The 17,937-nt window shown below is 56.4% G+C and carries 19 protein-coding genes and 2 pseudogenes; 14 read left to right on the top strand and 7 right to left on the bottom strand.

Annotated features, from left to right (window positions below):
- Positions 1–2: 2 nt before the first annotated feature.
- Together P353_RS17810 and P353_RS17805 are read right to left on the bottom strand one after the other, a co-directional pair.
- Positions 3–1,004 (bottom strand): hypothetical protein, encoded by a 1,002-nt coding sequence (locus P353_RS17810; RefSeq protein ID WP_034372424.1) that lies wholly within the window; start codon positions 1,002–1,004, stop codon positions 3–5.
- Between the two features lie 365 nt (positions 1,005–1,369).
- A complete protein-coding gene (locus tag P353_RS17805) occupies positions 1,370–1,873 on the bottom strand; it encodes an integrating conjugative element protein PilL, PFGI-1 class (RefSeq protein WP_034372422.1) in 504 nt (167 codons plus the stop codon).
- A gap of 717 nt (positions 1,874–2,590) precedes the next feature.
- On the opposite strand from P353_RS17805, the gene P353_RS17800 reads away from it, so the two are divergent.
- Complete coding sequence (locus P353_RS17800; protein ID WP_232776659.1) at positions 2,591–3,022, top strand: hypothetical protein; 432 nt, start codon at positions 2,591–2,593, stop codon at positions 3,020–3,022.
- 1,185 nt (positions 3,023–4,207) lie between these two features.
- On the opposite strand, the pseudogene P353_RS17790 reads toward P353_RS17800, so the two are convergent.
- Together P353_RS17790 and P353_RS30200 are read right to left on the bottom strand one after the other, a co-directional pair.
- Positions 4,208–4,402: pseudogene (locus tag P353_RS17790) on the bottom strand (hypothetical protein); the annotation flags it as partial.
- A 48-nt stretch (positions 4,403–4,450) separates the two neighbouring features.
- Positions 4,451–4,585, bottom strand: a complete 135-nt coding sequence (locus tag P353_RS30200; protein WP_269799971.1) for a hypothetical protein — start codon at positions 4,583–4,585, stop codon at positions 4,451–4,453.
- 169 nt (positions 4,586–4,754) lie between these two features.
- Here P353_RS30200 and P353_RS17785 point away from each other — a divergent pair, with 169 nt between their 5' ends.
- Entirely contained in the window at positions 4,755–5,021 is a 267-nt protein-coding gene (locus P353_RS17785; RefSeq protein WP_034372416.1) for a hypothetical protein, read from the top strand.
- A 29-nt stretch (positions 5,022–5,050) separates the two neighbouring features.
- Here P353_RS17785 and P353_RS17780 read toward each other — a convergent pair whose 3' ends face one another.
- On the bottom strand, positions 5,051–5,359 hold the full coding sequence (locus P353_RS17780) for a hypothetical protein (protein ID WP_034372413.1): 309 nt from the start codon (positions 5,357–5,359) through the stop codon (positions 5,051–5,053).
- Between the two features lie 440 nt (positions 5,360–5,799).
- Positions 5,800–5,937, bottom strand: a pseudogene (locus P353_RS28410) (transposase); the annotation flags it as partial.
- A 323-nt stretch (positions 5,938–6,260) separates the two neighbouring features.
- On the opposite strand from P353_RS28410, the gene P353_RS29310 reads away from it, so the two are divergent.
- The 7 genes from P353_RS29310 to P353_RS17750 all read left to right on the top strand — a co-directional run bounded on the left by P353_RS29310 (position 6,261) and on the right by P353_RS17750 (position 12,619).
- Entirely contained in the window at positions 6,261–6,539 is a 279-nt protein-coding gene (locus P353_RS29310) for a hypothetical protein (RefSeq protein ID WP_157839631.1), read from the top strand.
- Positions 6,540–6,835: 296 nt separating this feature from the next.
- Positions 6,836–7,384 carry a hypothetical protein gene (locus tag P353_RS17775; protein ID WP_034372410.1) on the top strand — a complete coding sequence of 183 codons (549 nt, stop codon included), beginning with the start codon at positions 6,836–6,838 and terminating at the stop codon, positions 7,382–7,384.
- Positions 7,381–10,074, top strand: a complete 2,694-nt coding sequence (gene mobH / locus P353_RS17770; RefSeq protein WP_034372476.1) for a MobH family relaxase — start codon at positions 7,381–7,383, stop codon at positions 10,072–10,074. Before P353_RS17775 ends, mobH begins: the two co-directional genes overlap by 4 nt.
- 65 nt (positions 10,075–10,139) lie before the next feature.
- Complete coding sequence (locus P353_RS17765) at positions 10,140–10,541, top strand: hypothetical protein (protein WP_157839630.1); 402 nt, start codon at positions 10,140–10,142, stop codon at positions 10,539–10,541.
- 14 nt (positions 10,542–10,555) lie between these two features.
- Complete coding sequence (locus P353_RS17760) at positions 10,556–10,882, top strand: hypothetical protein (RefSeq protein ID WP_034372404.1); 327 nt, start codon at positions 10,556–10,558, stop codon at positions 10,880–10,882.
- Between the two features lie 4 nt (positions 10,883–10,886).
- On the top strand, positions 10,887–11,969 hold the full coding sequence (locus P353_RS17755) for a hypothetical protein (protein ID WP_034372402.1): 1,083 nt from the start codon (positions 10,887–10,889) through the stop codon (positions 11,967–11,969).
- Positions 11,970–12,262: 293 nt separating this feature from the next.
- Complete coding sequence (locus P353_RS17750) at positions 12,263–12,619, top strand: helix-turn-helix transcriptional regulator (RefSeq protein ID WP_034372401.1); 357 nt, start codon at positions 12,263–12,265, stop codon at positions 12,617–12,619.
- A 463-nt stretch (positions 12,620–13,082) separates the two neighbouring features.
- Here P353_RS17750 and P353_RS17745 read toward each other — a convergent pair whose 3' ends face one another.
- A complete protein-coding gene (locus tag P353_RS17745; RefSeq protein ID WP_232776656.1) occupies positions 13,083–14,039 on the bottom strand; it encodes a LysR family transcriptional regulator in 957 nt (318 codons plus the stop codon).
- Between the two features lie 85 nt (positions 14,040–14,124).
- On the opposite strand from P353_RS17745, the gene P353_RS17740 reads away from it, so the two are divergent.
- From P353_RS17740 to gloA, 5 genes are all read left to right on the top strand, one after another.
- A complete protein-coding gene (locus tag P353_RS17740; protein WP_034372395.1) occupies positions 14,125–15,012 on the top strand; it encodes an SDR family oxidoreductase in 888 nt (295 codons plus the stop codon).
- Positions 15,013–15,406: 394 nt separating this feature from the next.
- A complete protein-coding gene (locus tag P353_RS17735) occupies positions 15,407–16,225 on the top strand; it encodes a SprT-like domain-containing protein (RefSeq protein WP_034372392.1) in 819 nt (272 codons plus the stop codon).
- Positions 16,226–16,405: 180 nt separating this feature from the next.
- On the top strand, positions 16,406–16,789 hold the full coding sequence (locus P353_RS17730) for a DUF1090 domain-containing protein (protein WP_034372389.1): 384 nt from the start codon (positions 16,406–16,408) through the stop codon (positions 16,787–16,789).
- A gap of 143 nt (positions 16,790–16,932) precedes the next feature.
- The gene (locus tag P353_RS17725) at positions 16,933–17,190 is read left to right on the top strand and encodes a helix-turn-helix domain-containing protein (protein WP_034372386.1); all 258 of its coding nucleotides are present in this window, start codon (positions 16,933–16,935) and stop codon (positions 17,188–17,190) included.
- 364 nt (positions 17,191–17,554) lie between these two features.
- On the top strand, positions 17,555–17,937 hold a 383-nt coding region (gene gloA / locus P353_RS17720), incomplete at its 3' end, for a lactoylglutathione lyase (RefSeq protein ID WP_034372473.1).

The following is a 17,937-nucleotide window of genomic DNA, read 5'->3' as shown; positions in this document are numbered from 1 at the left end:
AATCAGCCTCCATTGCTCACGGAGAGCGTCAGGCCCTGGCTGCCGGGAGCCACGAACGTGGCAGTCCGCGACACAGGGTCCGCCGACTTGAGGGACAAGCCGTTGACCACATCACCTGGGCGCAAGACGCGCACGCGGCGATCTCCGGGCACGCCCGACGCGACCACGACCGAAGGCTCGCCGTTCCACATATCGACGGACACAAGCTGGGCACCTGCAGGAGCTGCAGCTGGCTTCGCGGCAACGACCTTTGCTGCTTGGCGGGGAGTCGCCGGCTTCGCCTTCACCATTACGCGCTTGGGCGCTGGGCGCGGCGACGGCTGCTCGACGGGGGCGGCCTGTGCTGCTGCCGGAGCCACTGCAGGCGCTACCGCAGGAGCGGGAGCCGGTGCCGCAGAGGTCTTGCCAGCAAGCGCGTTGGCCTGCTGCATCGCGGCCAGTTGCTGGGACATCAGCAACATCATGTCTTCCATGCGCTTCATGCGATCGAGCATCTGGGGATCGACGCCGACTGGTGCTGCAGTCGCCACTGCCGTGGGGGCCACCGCCATAGCCGGCGCTGGTGCGGCAGCAATAGGGGCACTACCAGCCGGTGCTGCTGCAGCGGCCTCATTTCGCTGCAGGGCCAAGTTGGCCACGGCTTGCGGCACAGCGCCCGCGTCCCCCAGGCTGGCAATGCCTGCATCAGCTGCAGACTGCCGCATAACCGCCTCTGGATCGAATTCTGGCTGCATGCCCACGGGGATTGGGTCCGCGTCGCCAGCTGGTGCTTCGTCGATAGGAGCTGCAGGCGCATCTGCCAAGGTCGGAAGGGGCAGCGGGGAGGTGTCAGCCAGGCGCGGATCGAACTCGGAAGCATCGAAAGCAGGCTGCGGCGTCACCAGGCCGGCCTCGGGAAGCGATGAGCCAAGCAGATCCAGTGCTGGTAGACGTTTCGACCCGTATTGAAGGTAGCCCAATGCCAAGATCCCCACGACACCCGCAATGCCGACAGTGCGCAGCACCCATGGGTTCGTCGCTTTGCGTCGAGATGGGATTTCGCTGGACTCAACACTCACGGGCACCTCGGCCTTGCGTGGCTTTGCTGCAGCTGGTGCGCGACGAAATGCGCGGGCGAAGAATCCAGGCCGCTTTTCCGCCTCTACATGCGCAGCAGCTGCCGACGCAGTTGCAGTGGCACCACTAAGAGGAGCGGCAGTCTCAAGCTCGCTCAACCAAGAATGATCGACCGCTGAATCATCGACGCCTGTGACCTCGGGAGCCACAGAAACCACAGGCGGCAAATCTGCCACATCGGGAGGCGGCGGCGGTGGCACGCTTGGCTCAGTCAACTGTACATCTCCATCGACAGTGCTTTGTTCCGACATGCTCACTCCTTGACGGACGCCTTCGGCTGAGGCGTACTGCTAGGGCTGACGATGGGCTCCAGGCGGCGTGGCTTGGGGGCGTTGGCCAGGGTGAACCAGACGCGGCGAGTGATGTGGTCTGTGTGCCAGCGCCATGCCGTACCCACGAGCACGTTCAGAACGTCTTGAACAGAAAACGGGCCAAGCGTGCGCTGAGCCTCGGGCAGCGGCAGACCGAGGAAGCGGCGCGCATCGGAAGTCAGTGATTGGGAATCCACCAGGGCATAGCCCGTGCGAAGCAGCGTGTACTCGATGGCTTCGCCAACGGTCGTCACCTGCTCGCGCGGGAACGTGAGCTGGGCCACCAGGGCCAGCGGCTCATTCAGATGCGGCTGTGGCAGTGCTTCGGCAGTGGTGTAGCGGCCCAACTGCAGGCGTTTGTTGCCATCAACAAGCTGAGGGGTGGCCTGGGCTGAGGCCATGGCCAGCAAAGCCATGCTGGCAAAGAAACTGGGCATGCGGGTCATGGACCGTAGGAACTCCGTAAAAAGAACCCGGACCACAACCAAGAGGAGGTGTGCGAAGAAGATCAGTGGCCCGGGGGTGTCGACGCAATGCGTCAGTCGCCGGGCCGAATGTTCTTAGAGCTGCCGCTTTGTCACCAGCGAAAACCGTGCGTTACATACCTAACGGTATACGCTTGACATCATTAGAAATAAATGGCTGGAATATAAACGGCTGAAAGGAAGGCGAGCGTCAGGGGCCGCTCGCATACAGGGCAAACGGACTTACTGGGTACAGGGCCTACTCAAAGGGCGCGCATGCTCCTCAAAATTCGGAGCATGCGCAAAGGGTTTACTGGTACAGGGAAATGGCTGTACGGGCTCACCGGCAAAAGCTCCTGACCTCGGGAGATCAGGAGCTCTCGAAAAGCCATACGCGGCAATATGCGCAGCTACAGCAGCCAGATGTTGAACGAGCGTGTAACAGTTGCGTAGAGGAAGAGCTGATCAATTTCACGCCGCTATCGGCCAGGGGGCGATCACTTCGGTGAACTTCTCAGCCTAGCCCAGAGCACGGCCGCCGGAGACGATGATCATCGCTGCCGTCAGTTCGGAACGGTCGCTCCTTCAATGGTTTTCCACTAAGAATCGAAATATTTCGACCTGCTAGGCTTTAGATAATGTCTTGGGTGCTATCAAAATAAGATAGTTAAATCGCGTTTTAGTGAGGCGTTGTAGGCCATGAAAACTAAAGCTATTGCGGTTGGCGTCGCGGCAATGTGCGCTTCGTCATTTGCTTTGGAGTGCTTCGGGCAAAACTCCAATGCTGTCGCTAGTGAAGTCAACAAAGCAGCCTCTGAGTCTTTGAAGACTTATCGACTACATGGACTAGCCGGGTTGAAAGAGTCAGTGGCTGAATGCTGGCTACAGCCGCGTGATTTCTGCCTCTACCTGGACGTTGCAGCACAGCGCATTGCGGCTACTAGAGGACGCAGAGATACCGCGCTTGACAAGTATTTCTTCACATCAGCATCAATGGAGCGCGCCCAGGCATGGCTATCGCCGAATGCTCGAGGCCCTGTGTCCAATGTTCAGTACCTTTATGCCGTAGAGCAAATGATGGACAGCATCTTGAGCTCCCAGCAGGAAAAGGTGATCTACAGCGGTCAGTAGCTCTCGGCAGGAGCCTACCTCAGACGCTGCACGGTATTTTCACCCAGCCACTCGGCATGCCGAGGGGCAGGAATGGCAGCTGCGCACGATGCACTCACGGCTGGATTTGCGGGAGCTCTTTTCGTTGAGCCACTCTCTAACTGTCAGCTGTGCGGTAAATGACCATGCTCTTGAGCATCAGGCCTCCATCACCAAAATAGCCCGCGTGCATGCGAGCTGTCAGATGAACTAGTTAGCCAAGAAGCGGTCCAACAAGAACTCACTCTGGCTTTAGAGTGAGTAGCCTAGAGGCTCAACTTTCTTTGGGAGCGCCATGAAAGTGCTTCTTGTGATTTCCATCCTCGCCAGTGCGCTTACTGGCTGTGCAGTGATGCCGAGGCCTGAATTTGTCTCGATGGCTAATCAGCGATCTAGTTGTGCAATGGGATCAATGAACATGGGAGGGGACATTGGTCGATGGATGTATGGCCCTGATAGGCAGCCATGGACAGGTGGAGATGGTCCATTCTTTGTTCGTAGCAACATATAGAGCCGATTGGTTCTTGTCAGAATCAAGGAGAAAGGACGAGGACGGCATCGTCGTATCGCTGGCGTCTTGTTGACCGCATCCTTTTATGCCGCGCTGCACCATGGGTCGCGGTTCGCGTGCTTATGGCTCCTCTCTGACGCACTTCACGATACTCTCACTGACCCAAATCGCTTTCATTCCAGGGCACTGCCAGGCACTAACGGCTGCCTTTTTGAAGGACGCAGCAGTTTTGTCGAGTCCCGTTCCTGATTCAGCTTTGCAGCCTGCTAAAACTAAGCAGGTCGCAAGGATCGCGAGGCCGCTCAGTATGAAGCCTCGAACGAGGGACAGGTGGCGCTTCCTGCTTCGCCTCAACGGAAAGTACACAAGCTGGATTGGTGGCTTGGTCATAAGCCTTTGTCTCTTATTAATTGGAGTGAACTCAATCGCATTCATCGCACACCTAGAGGTCTTCAGCTCGCTAGTGGACTGCTGGAGTGCGGGTTCTCAGACAAGGGGCTGAGAAATTGGGTCTGAACCAAGCTATTGCGCTGAATGCTTCAATGCTTCAATGCTTCAATGCTTCAATGCTTCAATGCTTATTGTCTATATTTTGGGGCGATAAAGAATAAAGAAGTAAGCACCTTCTTCGGTGAGGTCTTGTGGATGTCAAAATACGGGCGTTCCTTCAAGCATTGTGCAGTCTTATCGTCCAGCCACTCTGCATGCATGCCAGGGCAGGCGAACTCGTCGCGCAGGCGTTGAGTGATGGTCTTGGGCTCATCGGCTTGGGCATCAGGCGCGGACAGCCAGACTGCGAGAAGTAGGGTGCCAACGATGACCATCAGGGAGTCAAGAATCGTCTTCAGCATGGGGATCTCCTGTTTAATAAATCGCTTGCGGCTATCAAAGCTGAACGCTTAGAGGGGCCAGGCTTCTGGCGTGAGTGCGATCACCACGGCCGCGCCGACCAGGCAGAAGAGGCCGAGTCCGGTGAGAGCCCATTGGGCCGCGAGCAGTCTTGTAGTGTGAGCAGTGGGTGGAGTCGAATGCATGGAATCTCCTATGTGGGTAAAGAAAAAGCCCGCGAGCGGTTGCTGCAGGCTTGGATAGAGGGCCGGTGACCTTTCGGGTCTGCTTGGGGAATGGTTCAGAGATGGTGGGAAGAAATAAGCCCCATGCACGGCTGGAAACTAAAATGGGTCAACACACTGGAGGTGCTTCATGACCCAGGAGGAATCTGGCGCATTCGCTGCGTTGTCCATGATCTTAACGGCAGTCGTCAAGGTGCTTCCACCAGAGACTGCGCACCAGGTGGCGAGAGAGCTGCGCGCTGCACAGCTGGATGCCAAGCATCAGGATGGACCAGATAGAACGGACCCCGCATTCAGGCTTGGCCGCGATCACTTGGTGAATGCGTATCGCGAGCTTCTCAACAACGTGGCTGAGGGCAACGTCTACCTTGTCGGTGGTGGAAAGAAATCAACTTGACTTGCCACCTCGCGTGTCCGCTGTCGCATCTAGCGGCACGAGACATTGCGCCAGGTGAATTTGCCGTCATCGAAGAACTCAGTCCATACCGACATGATGGGTGCCTGGCGGTAAGAGAAAGTAATCTGGTTAGGGATCTTCGGCCCCAGTGCCGCCAACTGACCGTTCTTGTCAAAGACTTTGACGATGTAGAGCGTTACGCCTCCATCCTGGTCTGTGTTCAGGACGACGCGGTAGTCTTTGGTGAAGAGATCCCAGTCAAAATGTTTCGTCACATATGTATGCATGCGTACATAGGCGCGGTTTGCGTGTTTGGCAGCAGGATTAACTTTCTTCATGAGGACACTCCCTACATCTCAGAGACTGGCCGCAGAACCTGCGAGCTGATGTTTCTTTGTGAGTCCGTCTTGTTGTAACCGGCAGATGTAAGCAGGTATGTAGGCGCTTACAGATTGAGCGATTGGATACCTTTGATTCAACTTGTGATATCTGTTGAATCTCAAACGGTGCACCCTCCCTTCGCGGTTGTCATCTTTCTTTGATGAGGTTGCCAAGCTAAATGCAGCGTGACTGCGTGTCTCAAAAAAAAGCCCGCGAGCTTTTGCTGCGGGCTTTAATAAAGGGCCGATGACATTTCGAGTCATGCCTAGGGAAAGATTGAGGGGGGCCTAGGCTCGGTGTAACAGGTGGATTGAATCGAATTCTGCATGACGCTTTTGGGGCAAACAAGACGAGCTCGGCTTACACCAAAGAGGGTAGAACGCATTTGGCGTGACCACTGTCGCATCCATGCCCTCAGCCGCGTCTTGTTCACATCTAGGTCGCGCGCAGCTTGCGCCACTACAACGCCTCGCTCGGTCACCAGCTTGACCGCTTCAACCTTGAATTCCCGGCTGAACTGCCGTCTCGTCCACATAAACCACCTCCGGTTTCATCCTCCACCTTAACAAGGTGTCTTTGACACCGGCAACAGCGCACAAACGCACACATTAGCAGTGGTGTTGGGCAGTAGCGATGCCGTGCGCAAGGACTCTAAAAAGTAACAATCTGTTAAGACTAAGGAGTTCTTCTCATCCTTTAATGCTAATCGTGCGCTAACATCGATTAGACAGAGTTGGCTTGACCCCTCTGAACGTCGGACAGGCGTGGAAATTGCGATGTAAGAGCCTGTAGCTGCGCCTCGCGTAGTTCCACATGCAGGCTTTTGATCATGCATTGGAAGTACAAAGGATAGATTGGATGACAGAAATGGAAGAGTTGCAAGCGCAAATCGACGCTTTGCGGATGCTTGTAATCAGCCTAATTGCACAATCACCCACAGATGCTCTTATAGAAGACGCAAAGTGTCGCTTTGATACCTGGGAATACATGAACCCTCCAACTGTAAGCGGAGATGACTACCGTAACCTCATGCTTACAGAAAGAGATCGTGCTCTTCAGTCAATGCAAATACTAAGGAAGCAATACTGCGATCGAAATACTCAAACTCGGTTGACCCCAAAGACACCTGTAAATTGAGCATTGAAGAGTACGTTGTTTTGATACATCAAGAACCATTGGCGATGTCCATTATCATCGCTGGTGGTTCTTTGCATTTAATTTAACGATAGGGATCTATTCCCATCAGGACTGCTTGCCATAGAAAAAACATGGTATGTGATGCGTTAGCTAGGATCTGGTTTTAGTGAAAAATTGCGTCTAGATATGTAATGTAAATAGCATTTTTTACCAGAGATTTCAAGCGAAAAGCCTCCGGTCATCACCGCAGGGTTTCGCGCTGACAGGTGAGGGCGCACTAGGTACGGTTGCGCCCCATGGACGACCTCGCCCGCGCACCGCACCTACATAGTCAGCACATCCAGCAGAGAGCCAACAGTGATCCACCATTTCTAGGCAGAGATCCGCTTGATCGAGGCTGTTCGATATTCACTATCGCAGATAGCTTGCAACTGCTGGGCCTTGCCAGCAAAACGAACCCGCTCATGCGTTGGTTAGGTCGCTTTGAGGGGCTGGAGCAGCATCTGGAGGAGGAGCTTGACCCAATCTTCTGCGTGCGCTCAATCCTGCTGCAGCTGGTTGCTGACCATCCCAAAATGCTGCATGTGCCCAAACCTCAGCAAGAGAAGAACTGGCACGGCTTCGTCATGCGAGTCGTGGCGCAGCCGTTCGTGCACACATGCGGCGACTGGGGCCGCGACGGCATCGCCTCACGCATCAAATGGAACCCGCTGCAGCAGAGTTTCATGGACTTCCTCACGCTGGGCCAGCCGGGGGAGGAACTGTCTATCTGGACACCCACCGATGGCAAGTCAGCGCGTGCCCAGCACTTCGCTCGAATCCTGCTCCAAGAGGAGTGCGCGTGAAGAGTATTGCTTCAAAGTTGCTTGCGATGGTGCCCTGGAGCAAGGCCAAGCCCGTGCAGTCTGCGCCTGCAGGCCCGCTGCCGCTGCCCGACGCGCCAGTATCGACGGGCGCTCAACATCTGCCACTCAAGCCAGACGAGATCCACATCGCGGGCAGTGAGCCCGGATGGTTGCGCGTGCTCAACGCCCAGCAACTGCTGGCCACGGTCCGCGCAGAGCGGGCTATCACCCAGATCTGGAGCCAGTCGCACCAGTCCCAGGCCATTTGGGAACGGGACCTGCTGCCAGCGATTCGGCGGTACGCCGAGTTCGTGCAGCTCATGCCGGCCTCCGAAGCGCACCACCACGCCCACGCAGGCGGCCTGCTGTCGCACACCATCGAAATGCTGCTCGCGGCCATGACCTGGCGCAATGCCCATCTCTTGCCAGGCGGAAGCCAGATTGAGATCGTCGACGCCCAGCGCGACCAGTGGACCTATGTGGTGTTCTTCTGCGCTTTGCTGCATGACATCGCCAAGCCCATGACCGACCTGCGTATCGCATGGCGTCAAGTCGGCGAGAACGATCCTATCCGTTGGGCACCTGCAGGCGGAAGCCTGTCGCAGATCGCTGGCCAACGCACTGCCGAGTACCTGGTGGACTTTGCGCCCAAGGGGCAGCGCGATTACAGCGCCCATGCCAAGCTGGCCCAACTGCTGCTGCCCCGCATTGCGCCAGAAAGTGCGCTGAGATTCCTGGCGCACACGCCCACCGCCTTGGATGCCCTGGAGCAATACCTCACCGGCCAGGACAAGGACAGTCTCGTCGCCAAGATCGTCAAGCGCGCCGACCAGCTTTCAACGCAACGTGCCTTGCAAAAAGGCTCCAAGGCCCGCTTCGCCACGGCCAAGGCCGTGCCTCTCATCGAGCTGCTGATGCAGTCCATGAGGACCATGCTCCAAGCCGGCACACAGCTCCCCTTGAACCGCAACGGTGCGGCAGGTTGGGTGTTCGAGGGGGCAATCTGGTTCGTGGCCAAGCGCCTCGCTGATACCGTGCGAGAGCACATCCAAGCAAACGAGCCCGATGAAAGCGTGCCTGGCAACGCAAAGAACGACCGACTGTTCGACACCTGGCAGGACTATGGCGCGATCGAGCTCAACCCTGCCAGCGGCCAGGCCGTCTGGCATGTTACCGTGCACGGTTATGCCGAGGATGGGTCAGAGCAGGGCGCCTATATGCATGACTTTGCCATGCTCAAGTTCCCCCTGGCCAAGCTGTTCAACCACGAGAGCAAGTACCCAGCCCCCATGCGCGGCCGGCTGGAGATCCGCGACCGCCGCAAGGATGGAGCAGGGCAGGATGAACATCAAGCTGCTGCAACTCTCAGTGCATCGGAATCTGCGGCAGCAATCGATGCCAATGCGCCCCAAGCTGCGGCATCCCCAGCCCAGCCAACCCAAGCTGCGCCAAAGCCTGCGAAGCAACGCCCCCAGGATGCCGCAGAAGCTAAAAAGCATGCCGCCATCATGCGGGAGCCCACTTTCACCAAGCCGCCAACTGCTGCGGCAAAGCCCAGGCCTGCGGCAACCACTGCGGCAGCAGCCAAGACCACTGCACCAGAAACTCCATCCCAAACTGCGGCAGTCATGGCAGTTAGGGCGCCTACGGCGCCAGTGCAGCAGACCCAAGCTGATACAGCCTACGACGAGTTTGAAGCTGGGGCAGCATCGAGATCCGGCGTGCCCACCCCATTGAAGCTCGACTACGACAGCCTCGACAACGGCGAAGCCGCTTATTTGCTGGGTGACAGCGAGGGCAGCTACTTCCTCGATCCATCCGAATCTGCAACAGCATCGGACAAGCCTGGCAAAAAGAACAAGCCGGCCAAGAACCCACAGCCGGCAGAGAAGGGCACTACGCCCTTGGAGCAACCATTCCAAGATGCCGCAGCGGTGCCTCCACCAGCAGCTGCGCCTCAACAGCCCGCCACCGTGCACCAGCCGCCCCAAGCTGCCGCAACTGCGGCCGCAAGGCCGCCTTCTGTCAAACCTGCAGCAGCTGCGCCGCCGCCAGCGCCAAGCGCACCTAAGAATCCCGCCCCCGTGCTACGCCATGACCGAGTGCCGCGCTCTCAAAGCGTGAGTGCCGAGTTCAAGCGCATGGCCGCTGATCTGGACGAGCTCGATGACCTGCCCGTACTCAAGGGACGTACCGTCACTGCAAGTCCGCCGCCGGCGGCAGCAGCCACACCGGGGCCGGTTCTTCTGCTTCAGCCGCTGCCCGATATCGACGCAAACCCCGACAAGCCGCCACCCGAGCCAAGCCCCTTGGCATTGGCTTTCATGCAGTGGGTGCAGATGGGTCTGGTCAATCGCGAGCTCAAGTTCAATGAGACCGGCGCGGCGATTCACTTCGTGGAGGAGGGCATGGCCCTGGTATCGCCCAAGATCTTCAAGGAGTACGCACGCCATGGCGACCGTGAGGACGGCCACGAGGATCTCACCGTCGACGAGCTGAGCACCAAGACCCAGCGGGAGGTCATCAAGTGTGGCTGGCACCTGCCAGCCCCAAACCGCACAAACATCGTCCGCTATGAGATCCACAGCCGCGGCTCGGTAGTGGCCCATCTGGCCTGTGTTGTCCTCACCAGCCCAGGCCGGTGGGTCCAGCCCATCCCTCCCAGCAATCCAGCACTGAAGATGGTCTAGAGCTCACTCATACATAGGGAATACCTAGCTTTGTCCTCCTCAAAAACTGCGCAAAGGAAAACATGATGAAAAAAATGATCGCACTCACGTTGGCTACCGTTGCCTTGGCGTCGGCACACGCGGCCGAGAACACTATTGTTCTGAAAGACACGCGGCAGTACGACGACTACACCTCATCTATTCAAGGGCTCGTAGGATGCACGATGCCAGCCAACAACGAAGACCCCGAACCCGGCGATTGCGCAGTGAAGAAGGCTCGCTACATCATAGCGGGTATGTTGCTGATTCGGAATCCGAAGTCTGAGCTTTGCTCATATACAGCATGGGAGACAGAGCGGACGCCGCTCACATACCAAGGTCGGGACGTGTCAGTCCCTACTATTTCTGAGAACAACGAGGTCTTTGCATGTAACGCTGATGGCACGCCTATGAAAAAGATTCAGGCAGCGGTTGATGCAGCACACTGAGCAAGGAAAGCGGCATGGAATCCACAACAGAGACCGTCTTGGTCCAGAAGATCGAGGTGCTTGAACGCACAGTCTCCCGTCTGCAAACCGAGCTTCACGAAGCGCGTGAGGGCTCGATCCACAACATGGTTGGCCAACTACGCTTACGCGAGGCCGTCTTACTGTATGTAGGCCCCGACGCCACGACTTTTGTGGAGCAACTTGAGCAGGAATATGGCAAGGACATCGCTTCACGGATAGCAAGCAACCTTTTCAATCTCCATACCGCCCCAGTGTCTCAATACACACGCGACGCTATGAGCAGAGCTATTAACCACGGCATGGATCGTTGGCGGAGCTAAGGCGATGAGCACACAAAACCATGAACTAGACGATGAAGACAGCTTCAACCTCTCGCCAGACAAGCGTTTGCTGCTATGGAAATCACGTAGCTTCTGGTTTCGGCTGCGGCACCGATGGAACGTGCTCAGTGCCTTTGCCGAAGGAAGTTTGACCTGGCGCCACACGAAGCTCGGCCTTCGATACCCGGATCAGGTCATGTGGCTGCAGCACTGGCCACCAGGCAATGGATTGATGCCAGTCTGCCCAGCCGTCATAGCTGAGCTCGAGCACATGGACCGCACCATGATGGACTCCGACCAGCCAGCGCCACGGCCCGCTATTTTTTCACTCCACAGCATCGGTCACGACGGTACGCAGTGCCGGAACTGCGGCGGGTCGGGAAGGGCTTTGCCCACGCAATGCCCAGGTCGCCCCATGACCGATGACGAGCGGCAGGCTGTCCTGGAAGGGCTACTCGATTACGTTGATGGCCACTGGCTTGGCCAAGTCATCAAGCAAGCCTCAAAGCCGATTGCCGAAACCTGCAAACTGGAGCCAAAAACGTCTGCCGAAACCTGCAAACTTGATTTGCCGTTTCCTGCACTCTATATACAAGGGTCTTCTATACAAAGAACTACTACTACGTCTCCAAGTGTCGTAGCGCTCGACGAGGCACCAGCTCGCGTGGCGGAAGTGTTCTCGGAAAACGACTGGGCAGCGAAGTGCGCAGCCTTGTCGGACGCAGCCAATCGAGGCTGTGGCCAGGTGTACGAGACCTACGAGCTACGCGTGGGGGCCAGCATCGACCTGGCGCTGCTGCAGGTGCCCGAGCTGCAGCTCGATCGCGCCATCGAGATCGCTGTTCAACACGGCTACACAACGCCTGCTCAACGATCGAAGACCGTGCAGATGCTGCGTGACGATGGTTCTTGCAGCCACGGGTTTGATCCACATACGTGTCCAGTTGGATGTGGAGACGTCGACAATGTGAACGATTCAATGGTGGATTCAGACTGGATGCCGTGCGGCTCCTGCGGGGGCTCGAAACGTGTCCAGTGCTTGCGACTTTGTAGCAGCGGACGCAGCGCCGATGCCGGAAAAAGATGACGGGTCAAACAAAAATGTTTGACAGTTGGCAGCGAAGTCCTTAGAGTCCGAACCGTGCGTCAACGGGAGCTATTTGTAACTCTCGCGGAATTGGTTAAGAGGAAGAGGTAAAAACGTAGTCCCATGGGTCTACTGAAAGCCTTAAAAACTGGAGCTCTAGCGCTCCTATTTTTAGAGCTTGTCTACTAGACACGATGTATATTATGTTAAATAGCTTGGCCGTCAGACTCAGGGCCAAGCTGCTTAAACGTAGATCGCTCCAGTTTGTATAACGATCGCTCGAACGTCATGTGATGTTCCGTGCACCATCTCAAGCCAATCTCCCCCATCTCCACACGCTGCTAAACGACATCCATGGCGATATCGACCAGATAGCCCGCCACCTTGGAATCAGCGCCTCAACGCTCCGCAAGTACCGTGCCCGAGGGCAAGCGCCACGCTCCGTGATGCTTGCCCTTTTTTGGGAGTCCACCTGGGGCCGCATGACCGCAGACGCCGTGGCCTTCAATCACGCCGCAGCACACGCAGCACTGGCTGAAAGCCTGAAACGTCAAAACAAGCGCCTCATGGAGCAAATCGAACTGCTAGAGACCGAGCTAGCCCAGACCGAAGGCCACGCCGCCAATGCACCGATCTACAGCGTTGGATAACGCTAGCGGCTCTCCTTATCGGCAGGCTGCTTTGGCTTTGCCATCTTTTTGTCCATCTGCTCTGAAAAATGCTTTATCCCGTCGAAAGCTATCTTCACGCGGATAGCGTCGTGGGCGATCAGTGCAGCCAGCACGCCAATGAAAACGCCCAGGGCCAGCCTGAAAACGTCAAGGACTGGGGTTCGTTCGTCTTTTGCGAATTGTTACGTCATGGTTCCCTCCTATCGCCGGAGTTTATCCAGACGCTGCAGCGGCTTCGCCGGTTTGTCTCTTAGGACACGGAGCGAAGGCCCGATTTCAGCGTATTGAAGCTACCAATCCCTCCATCAATGCAGTCGTGCACAAGACCTACGAGCGGACAAGGGAACGCGCCCAGCAGACTCCCATCACAGATGCATTCATCGGCGTGCCCTGGCTGTGAAAGGGCATCAGCAGTGCACTTAGCATCCCCAGCACAATGGGCTCACGCCCCCTGCGGGGAAACGTCTGCAAGACCAGCGGCAAGTGCGTCCAGCAAAGCACTGACCTTGGGTAGTACCTGGCGACTTTTGATCCAGACTAGATTAATCGTCAAACCATCGGTAGCCAGATGGGGAAGTACCTCCACTAACGTCCCGTCCTCAAGCTGATGTTTGATTAACCATGTGGGCAGTTGCGCGATACCACATCCCGCCAATACCGCCGTCACCTGGCCCTCACCGTCACCCACCACAAATCGAGCGGACATGACCCTGCGCTCCGCCTCGCCGGGCCGACTTCCCGAAAAACGCCACGGACTGACCGTTCCATCCGCCCTGCCGTAAGCGATGCATTGGTGATGCTCCAAGTCGCGATCATTCACAGGCGTGCCGTGCTTGCTCAAATATGCAGGTGATGCACAAAAGATATGCCGCTCGCAGCCCAGGTAGCGATGCCCAAGTGCAGGCGGCCAAACGTCAGAGCCGCCGACGCGCACGACGATATCTACGCCGTCCTCGACTGGGTCGATGAACCGGTCAGAAAACGAAATGTGCGGCAGCAGCAACGCATGATCTTGGGCGAACCGCAGAATGATCGGAAGCACCTGCAAGCGACCGAAAGCCGCTGGTAGATCAATGCGAATCCTGCCACGAGGCTCGGTGTTTTCGGCGTGCAACGACAACTCGGCTTCTTCAAGGTTAGCTAGCACGCCAGTGCAAGTGCGGTAGAACACCGAGCCCGCATCCGTCAGTTTCAAACTGCGAGTTGTTCGATTGAACAACCGAATCCCAAGCCTGCTCTCCAGCCGGGCAATACTTTTGCTGACGGCCGATCCCGTCAGATTCATTCGCTCGGCAGCGGTCTTGAAACTGCCTGAATCCGCGACGCAGACAAATACATCGATGCCCTTCAATCGCTCAGAAGAGAGCATAAAAACCCTTATTGATGAATTTGATTCCATGGATTCAGGAAAAGATACCGCAAATCTGACCTGTTTTCATCGATAAGCTGGTGACAAAGACATTAACCAACCCACAGGTAAGTTCATGACCCAGCACAAACCGACGATCCTCATAACCGGCGCCACTGGCCAAATCGGCAGCAGCACACTGCGCTGCCTGCTGGCTGATGACTCCATCACGCTGGTGGCAGCCGTGCGCTCAGCAGCCAAAGCCGAACCTTTTGAAGCCCAAGGCATTCGCACGGTCGTTCTTGATTTTGATAGAGAGGAGATGCTTGCCCCTGCCCTGCAAGGCATCGACCGCACCTTTCTCGTGACGGGCTACACCGTAGACATGCTGCGCCAGAGCAAGGCATTTCTCGAAAATGCGAAACAGGCCGGCGTGCAACACGTTGTGCATCTCGGGGCTTGCGGACGTGACGACACCACCGTAGGTCATTGGGCCTGGCACCAATTCGTGGAACGCTACATTGAATGGTTAGGTTTCTCCTTCACGCACTTGCGCCCGGAAGCCTTCATGCAAAACCTGCTCAGCTACGACGGCACCCAAGCGGTGAACGCCGGAGTCATTCAGCAGTTCACCGGCGATGCACCTTTCAGTTGGGTCGACGGCGAAGACGTCGCAGCGGTAGCTTCACAGGCGTTGCTACGCCCGGACAAGCACGCAGGAAAGACCTATCGGCTAGGCTACGATGCAAAATCCTACGACGAAATCGCGGCAATCATGAGCGAGTTGTTGGGGCAACCATTCCGCTACGAAGCACTTCCCCCGGAGGTATTTCTAGAGAACATGCGGGCAGTAGGCGCCGAGATGGCGTACATGAATTGTGTGTATGACAACTTTAAACGCGTTGCCGCACGGGCCATTCCAGGAGTCGAAGACACGTTTGACAATTTTCCGGAGATTACCGGCCGTGAGCCTGTTCGATGGAAAGAATTCGTGCAAAAACATCGCGGCGCATTCGCCTACTGATCCCTGAATCGATAACAGAGACTCTCCCATTACCAGTTAGCGGTCATAGTCACCTGGATCGTGTGTGATGGAGTGGGTTGCGGCATGCAAGGCTTTTGCCTGTATAAACGTACAGCATAAAGCCTTGATGCAGATTTGCACCTGGATGTTGGCGGCGCTTCGTCAGTGCTGCGGATTGAGGTGCAGCACTGCTGGTCTAGGTGCTGTCCGCGCCAGTTCAGAAGGCTGTGCCTGATGGCCTCTGCTTATCCGATGGGCAGGCAGGCCTTTAAGGGCTATCAATGTAAAGGCGGTAGATAGGCCACGTTCAACTTCGTGGCCATCTCGGCGAGACGTCGATCCGCCGTCCAAAGTGGATGTTTGTGAATAATGATTTGTATTGCACAATACAAATATGCAACTTAAGTCGACTGAGCTTGACCCCGCGCATTCACGCCGCCTGGCACCCACGCTGGAAACGTACAACGAGCTGCAGATGGCGTACGACCATTTCAACGAGCGGCTGTTTGGGGGGGAGCTCCCGAGTTGCTTGATTACGCTGCAGCGGGAAAAGCGTACTTTCGGCTACTTCTCTGCAGCTCGCTTTGCCTCGTTGGACGGCTCAACCACAGATGAGATTGCGATGAATCCGACCTACTTTGCGGTCGTACCGATCATCGAAACACTCCAGACCCAAGTACATGAAATGACGCACTTGTGGCAGCACCATTTTGGCAAGCCAGGCCGAGGCCGCTATCACAATGAGGAATGGGCACGAAAGATGGAGAGCATTGGGCTCATGCCCTCTTCCACCGGGCAACCTGGTGGTGCGCGAACAGGCGATTGCATGGCGGACTACGCCATACAGGGAGGACGCTTTCTGGCTGCATGCCAGGAGCTGCTGACCGCAAATTTCACGCTCAGCTGGTACGACCGCTTCCCCTCTGCAGATCATTTGATCGCTGGCCAAGCGAGCATGGCCAACCATATTCAAGGAATTGAGGGCACCAAACCGCCGATGGCCAGCATCCCAGCCTTAGCGGAGGTTGTGAAGCCCACTGGTCAAGCTATTGCCGCTGCTGCAGGAGAAACGAGTGTGCCTATCGCTCCCACGAACAAATCAAACCGGGTGAAATACAGCTGCAGCGGCTGCAAGGATACGATCTCCGTATGGGGGAAGCCTGGCCTGAAACTGGTCTGCGGTGAGTGTCTGCAAGGCTTTGCATCTCAATAACCTCTCCGAATAGAAGACACCGAATAGGTGCAGGCGCTGGTCTTAATTGACCATCATTCCGACCCAGTGCTGCCGTTTCCTATCTCCAGAGACCGCGCAGGAGCTATTTGTGTGCATGCTCGTATAAGTCTGTATGCCTTGAGGCATCATGGGCAGCCCAACTTATCGAAATGAAGCCCTATGCGCACTTCTGTCACTTTGATTGCAATCGCTGTTTCCGCTTTGGCCGCTCAAGCTGTACTGGCGCAATCCGTGCATGCAACCTGCGAAAGCAAGCGAGCGGAAATCTCACGCGACATCGAGTATGCCAAGGCCAAGGGCCAGATGAGCCGTGCACGTGGCCTGGAGAAGGCGCTGCGCGAAAACCATGCCCATTGCAGTGACGCCAAACTCGAGCAGGAATATGCAGCACAAATTGCCGAGCAAGAGAGAAAGGTGGAGAAGCGGCAACGTGATCTCGACGATGCGCGAGAAACAGGCAAAGCTGGCAAGATCGCAGATCGTGAGGCCAAGCTAGCCAAGGAAAGAGCTGAGCTGGAAAAACTGCGTAGAGGAAGGCTTTGAGTCAGAGATAAGCCGCCGGCATCAGGACGTACCGAACATGCAGCCGTGGATGTCAGTTCGTGGCGTTCAGTGAGCTCCACGACAGCAGTCATTCGACTTCTGCTTGACAGGCCGCTATCGGCGGCCTTTGCGAAGTAGCGCTCTTGGCCGAACGAATCCACGTCAGCGAGCGACAATTGGCCCGGCTGTTCAAGACCGAGCTGTGTACCACGCCTGCCGCGTATATAGAGTCCGTGCGCGTGGAGATGGCGCGCAACCGCCTTGAGACATCTGATGAGTCTTTGGTACGCATCGCCATCACCTGCGGCCTGAGCACCACCGATACGCTGACTCGCGCGTTCCGCAGGCAGCTGAACACCACGCCTGCTGAATACCGCAGCCGATTTCGCACCCGTCAATAAATAGACAAGCGACGGCATTAGGCATCCGTATGCAGAACTACTGCTCAGCTGGATCACCCCTGCTTTTTGCGTGGCAGGACTCTAGATCGCAATTGGCGATCTATGGAAAAGACCACAGCAGCAAGGTCTGCTTCCAGCAAAATCTTTTGAAAAACTGCCAACCTCCGTGTTGGATGTGTTGGATAATTTTTTCATGAGGGTCTCCCCCCTTCCAGCCTGTGAGATCATTGTTCGTCACGCTGTCCTACTAAGGAGCAGTTTTTGTTCTTGCCTTATCACTTACGCCTATGAAACGGCTTCATCTAGCAGGAACAAAATTAGTATTACTAACGGCAACTCAGAACCTGCTGGCAAAATAGTGCCTATGCGATTCCTCCACACGATGCTGCGCGTTGGCAATCTCCAGCGCTCTATTGATTTCTACACCAACGTCATCGGCATGCAACTGCTGCGCACGTCCGAGAACCCCGAGTACAAGTACTCGTTGGCCTTTCTCGGATTCGAAGGTGGCAACCCGGATCAAGCGGAAATCGAGTTGACCTATAACTGGGGCACCGAGAGCTATGACATGGGCACAGCTTATGGCCATATTGCTCTGGGTGTGCCAGATGCCTATGCAGCCTGCGAGAAGATCAAGGCAGCCGGCGGCAATGTGACCCGCGAAGCAGGCCCCGTCAAAGGCGGCAGCACCGTGATTGCTTTTGTGACGGATCCCGACGGCTACAAGATCGAATTAATTCAAGAAAA

The organism is Comamonas testosteroni, assembly GCF_000761245.1.
GTDB classification, from domain to species: domain Bacteria; phylum Pseudomonadota; class Gammaproteobacteria; order Burkholderiales; family Burkholderiaceae_C; genus Comamonas; species Comamonas testosteroni_C.
This window is presented reverse-complemented; position numbering and strand designations above follow the sequence as displayed.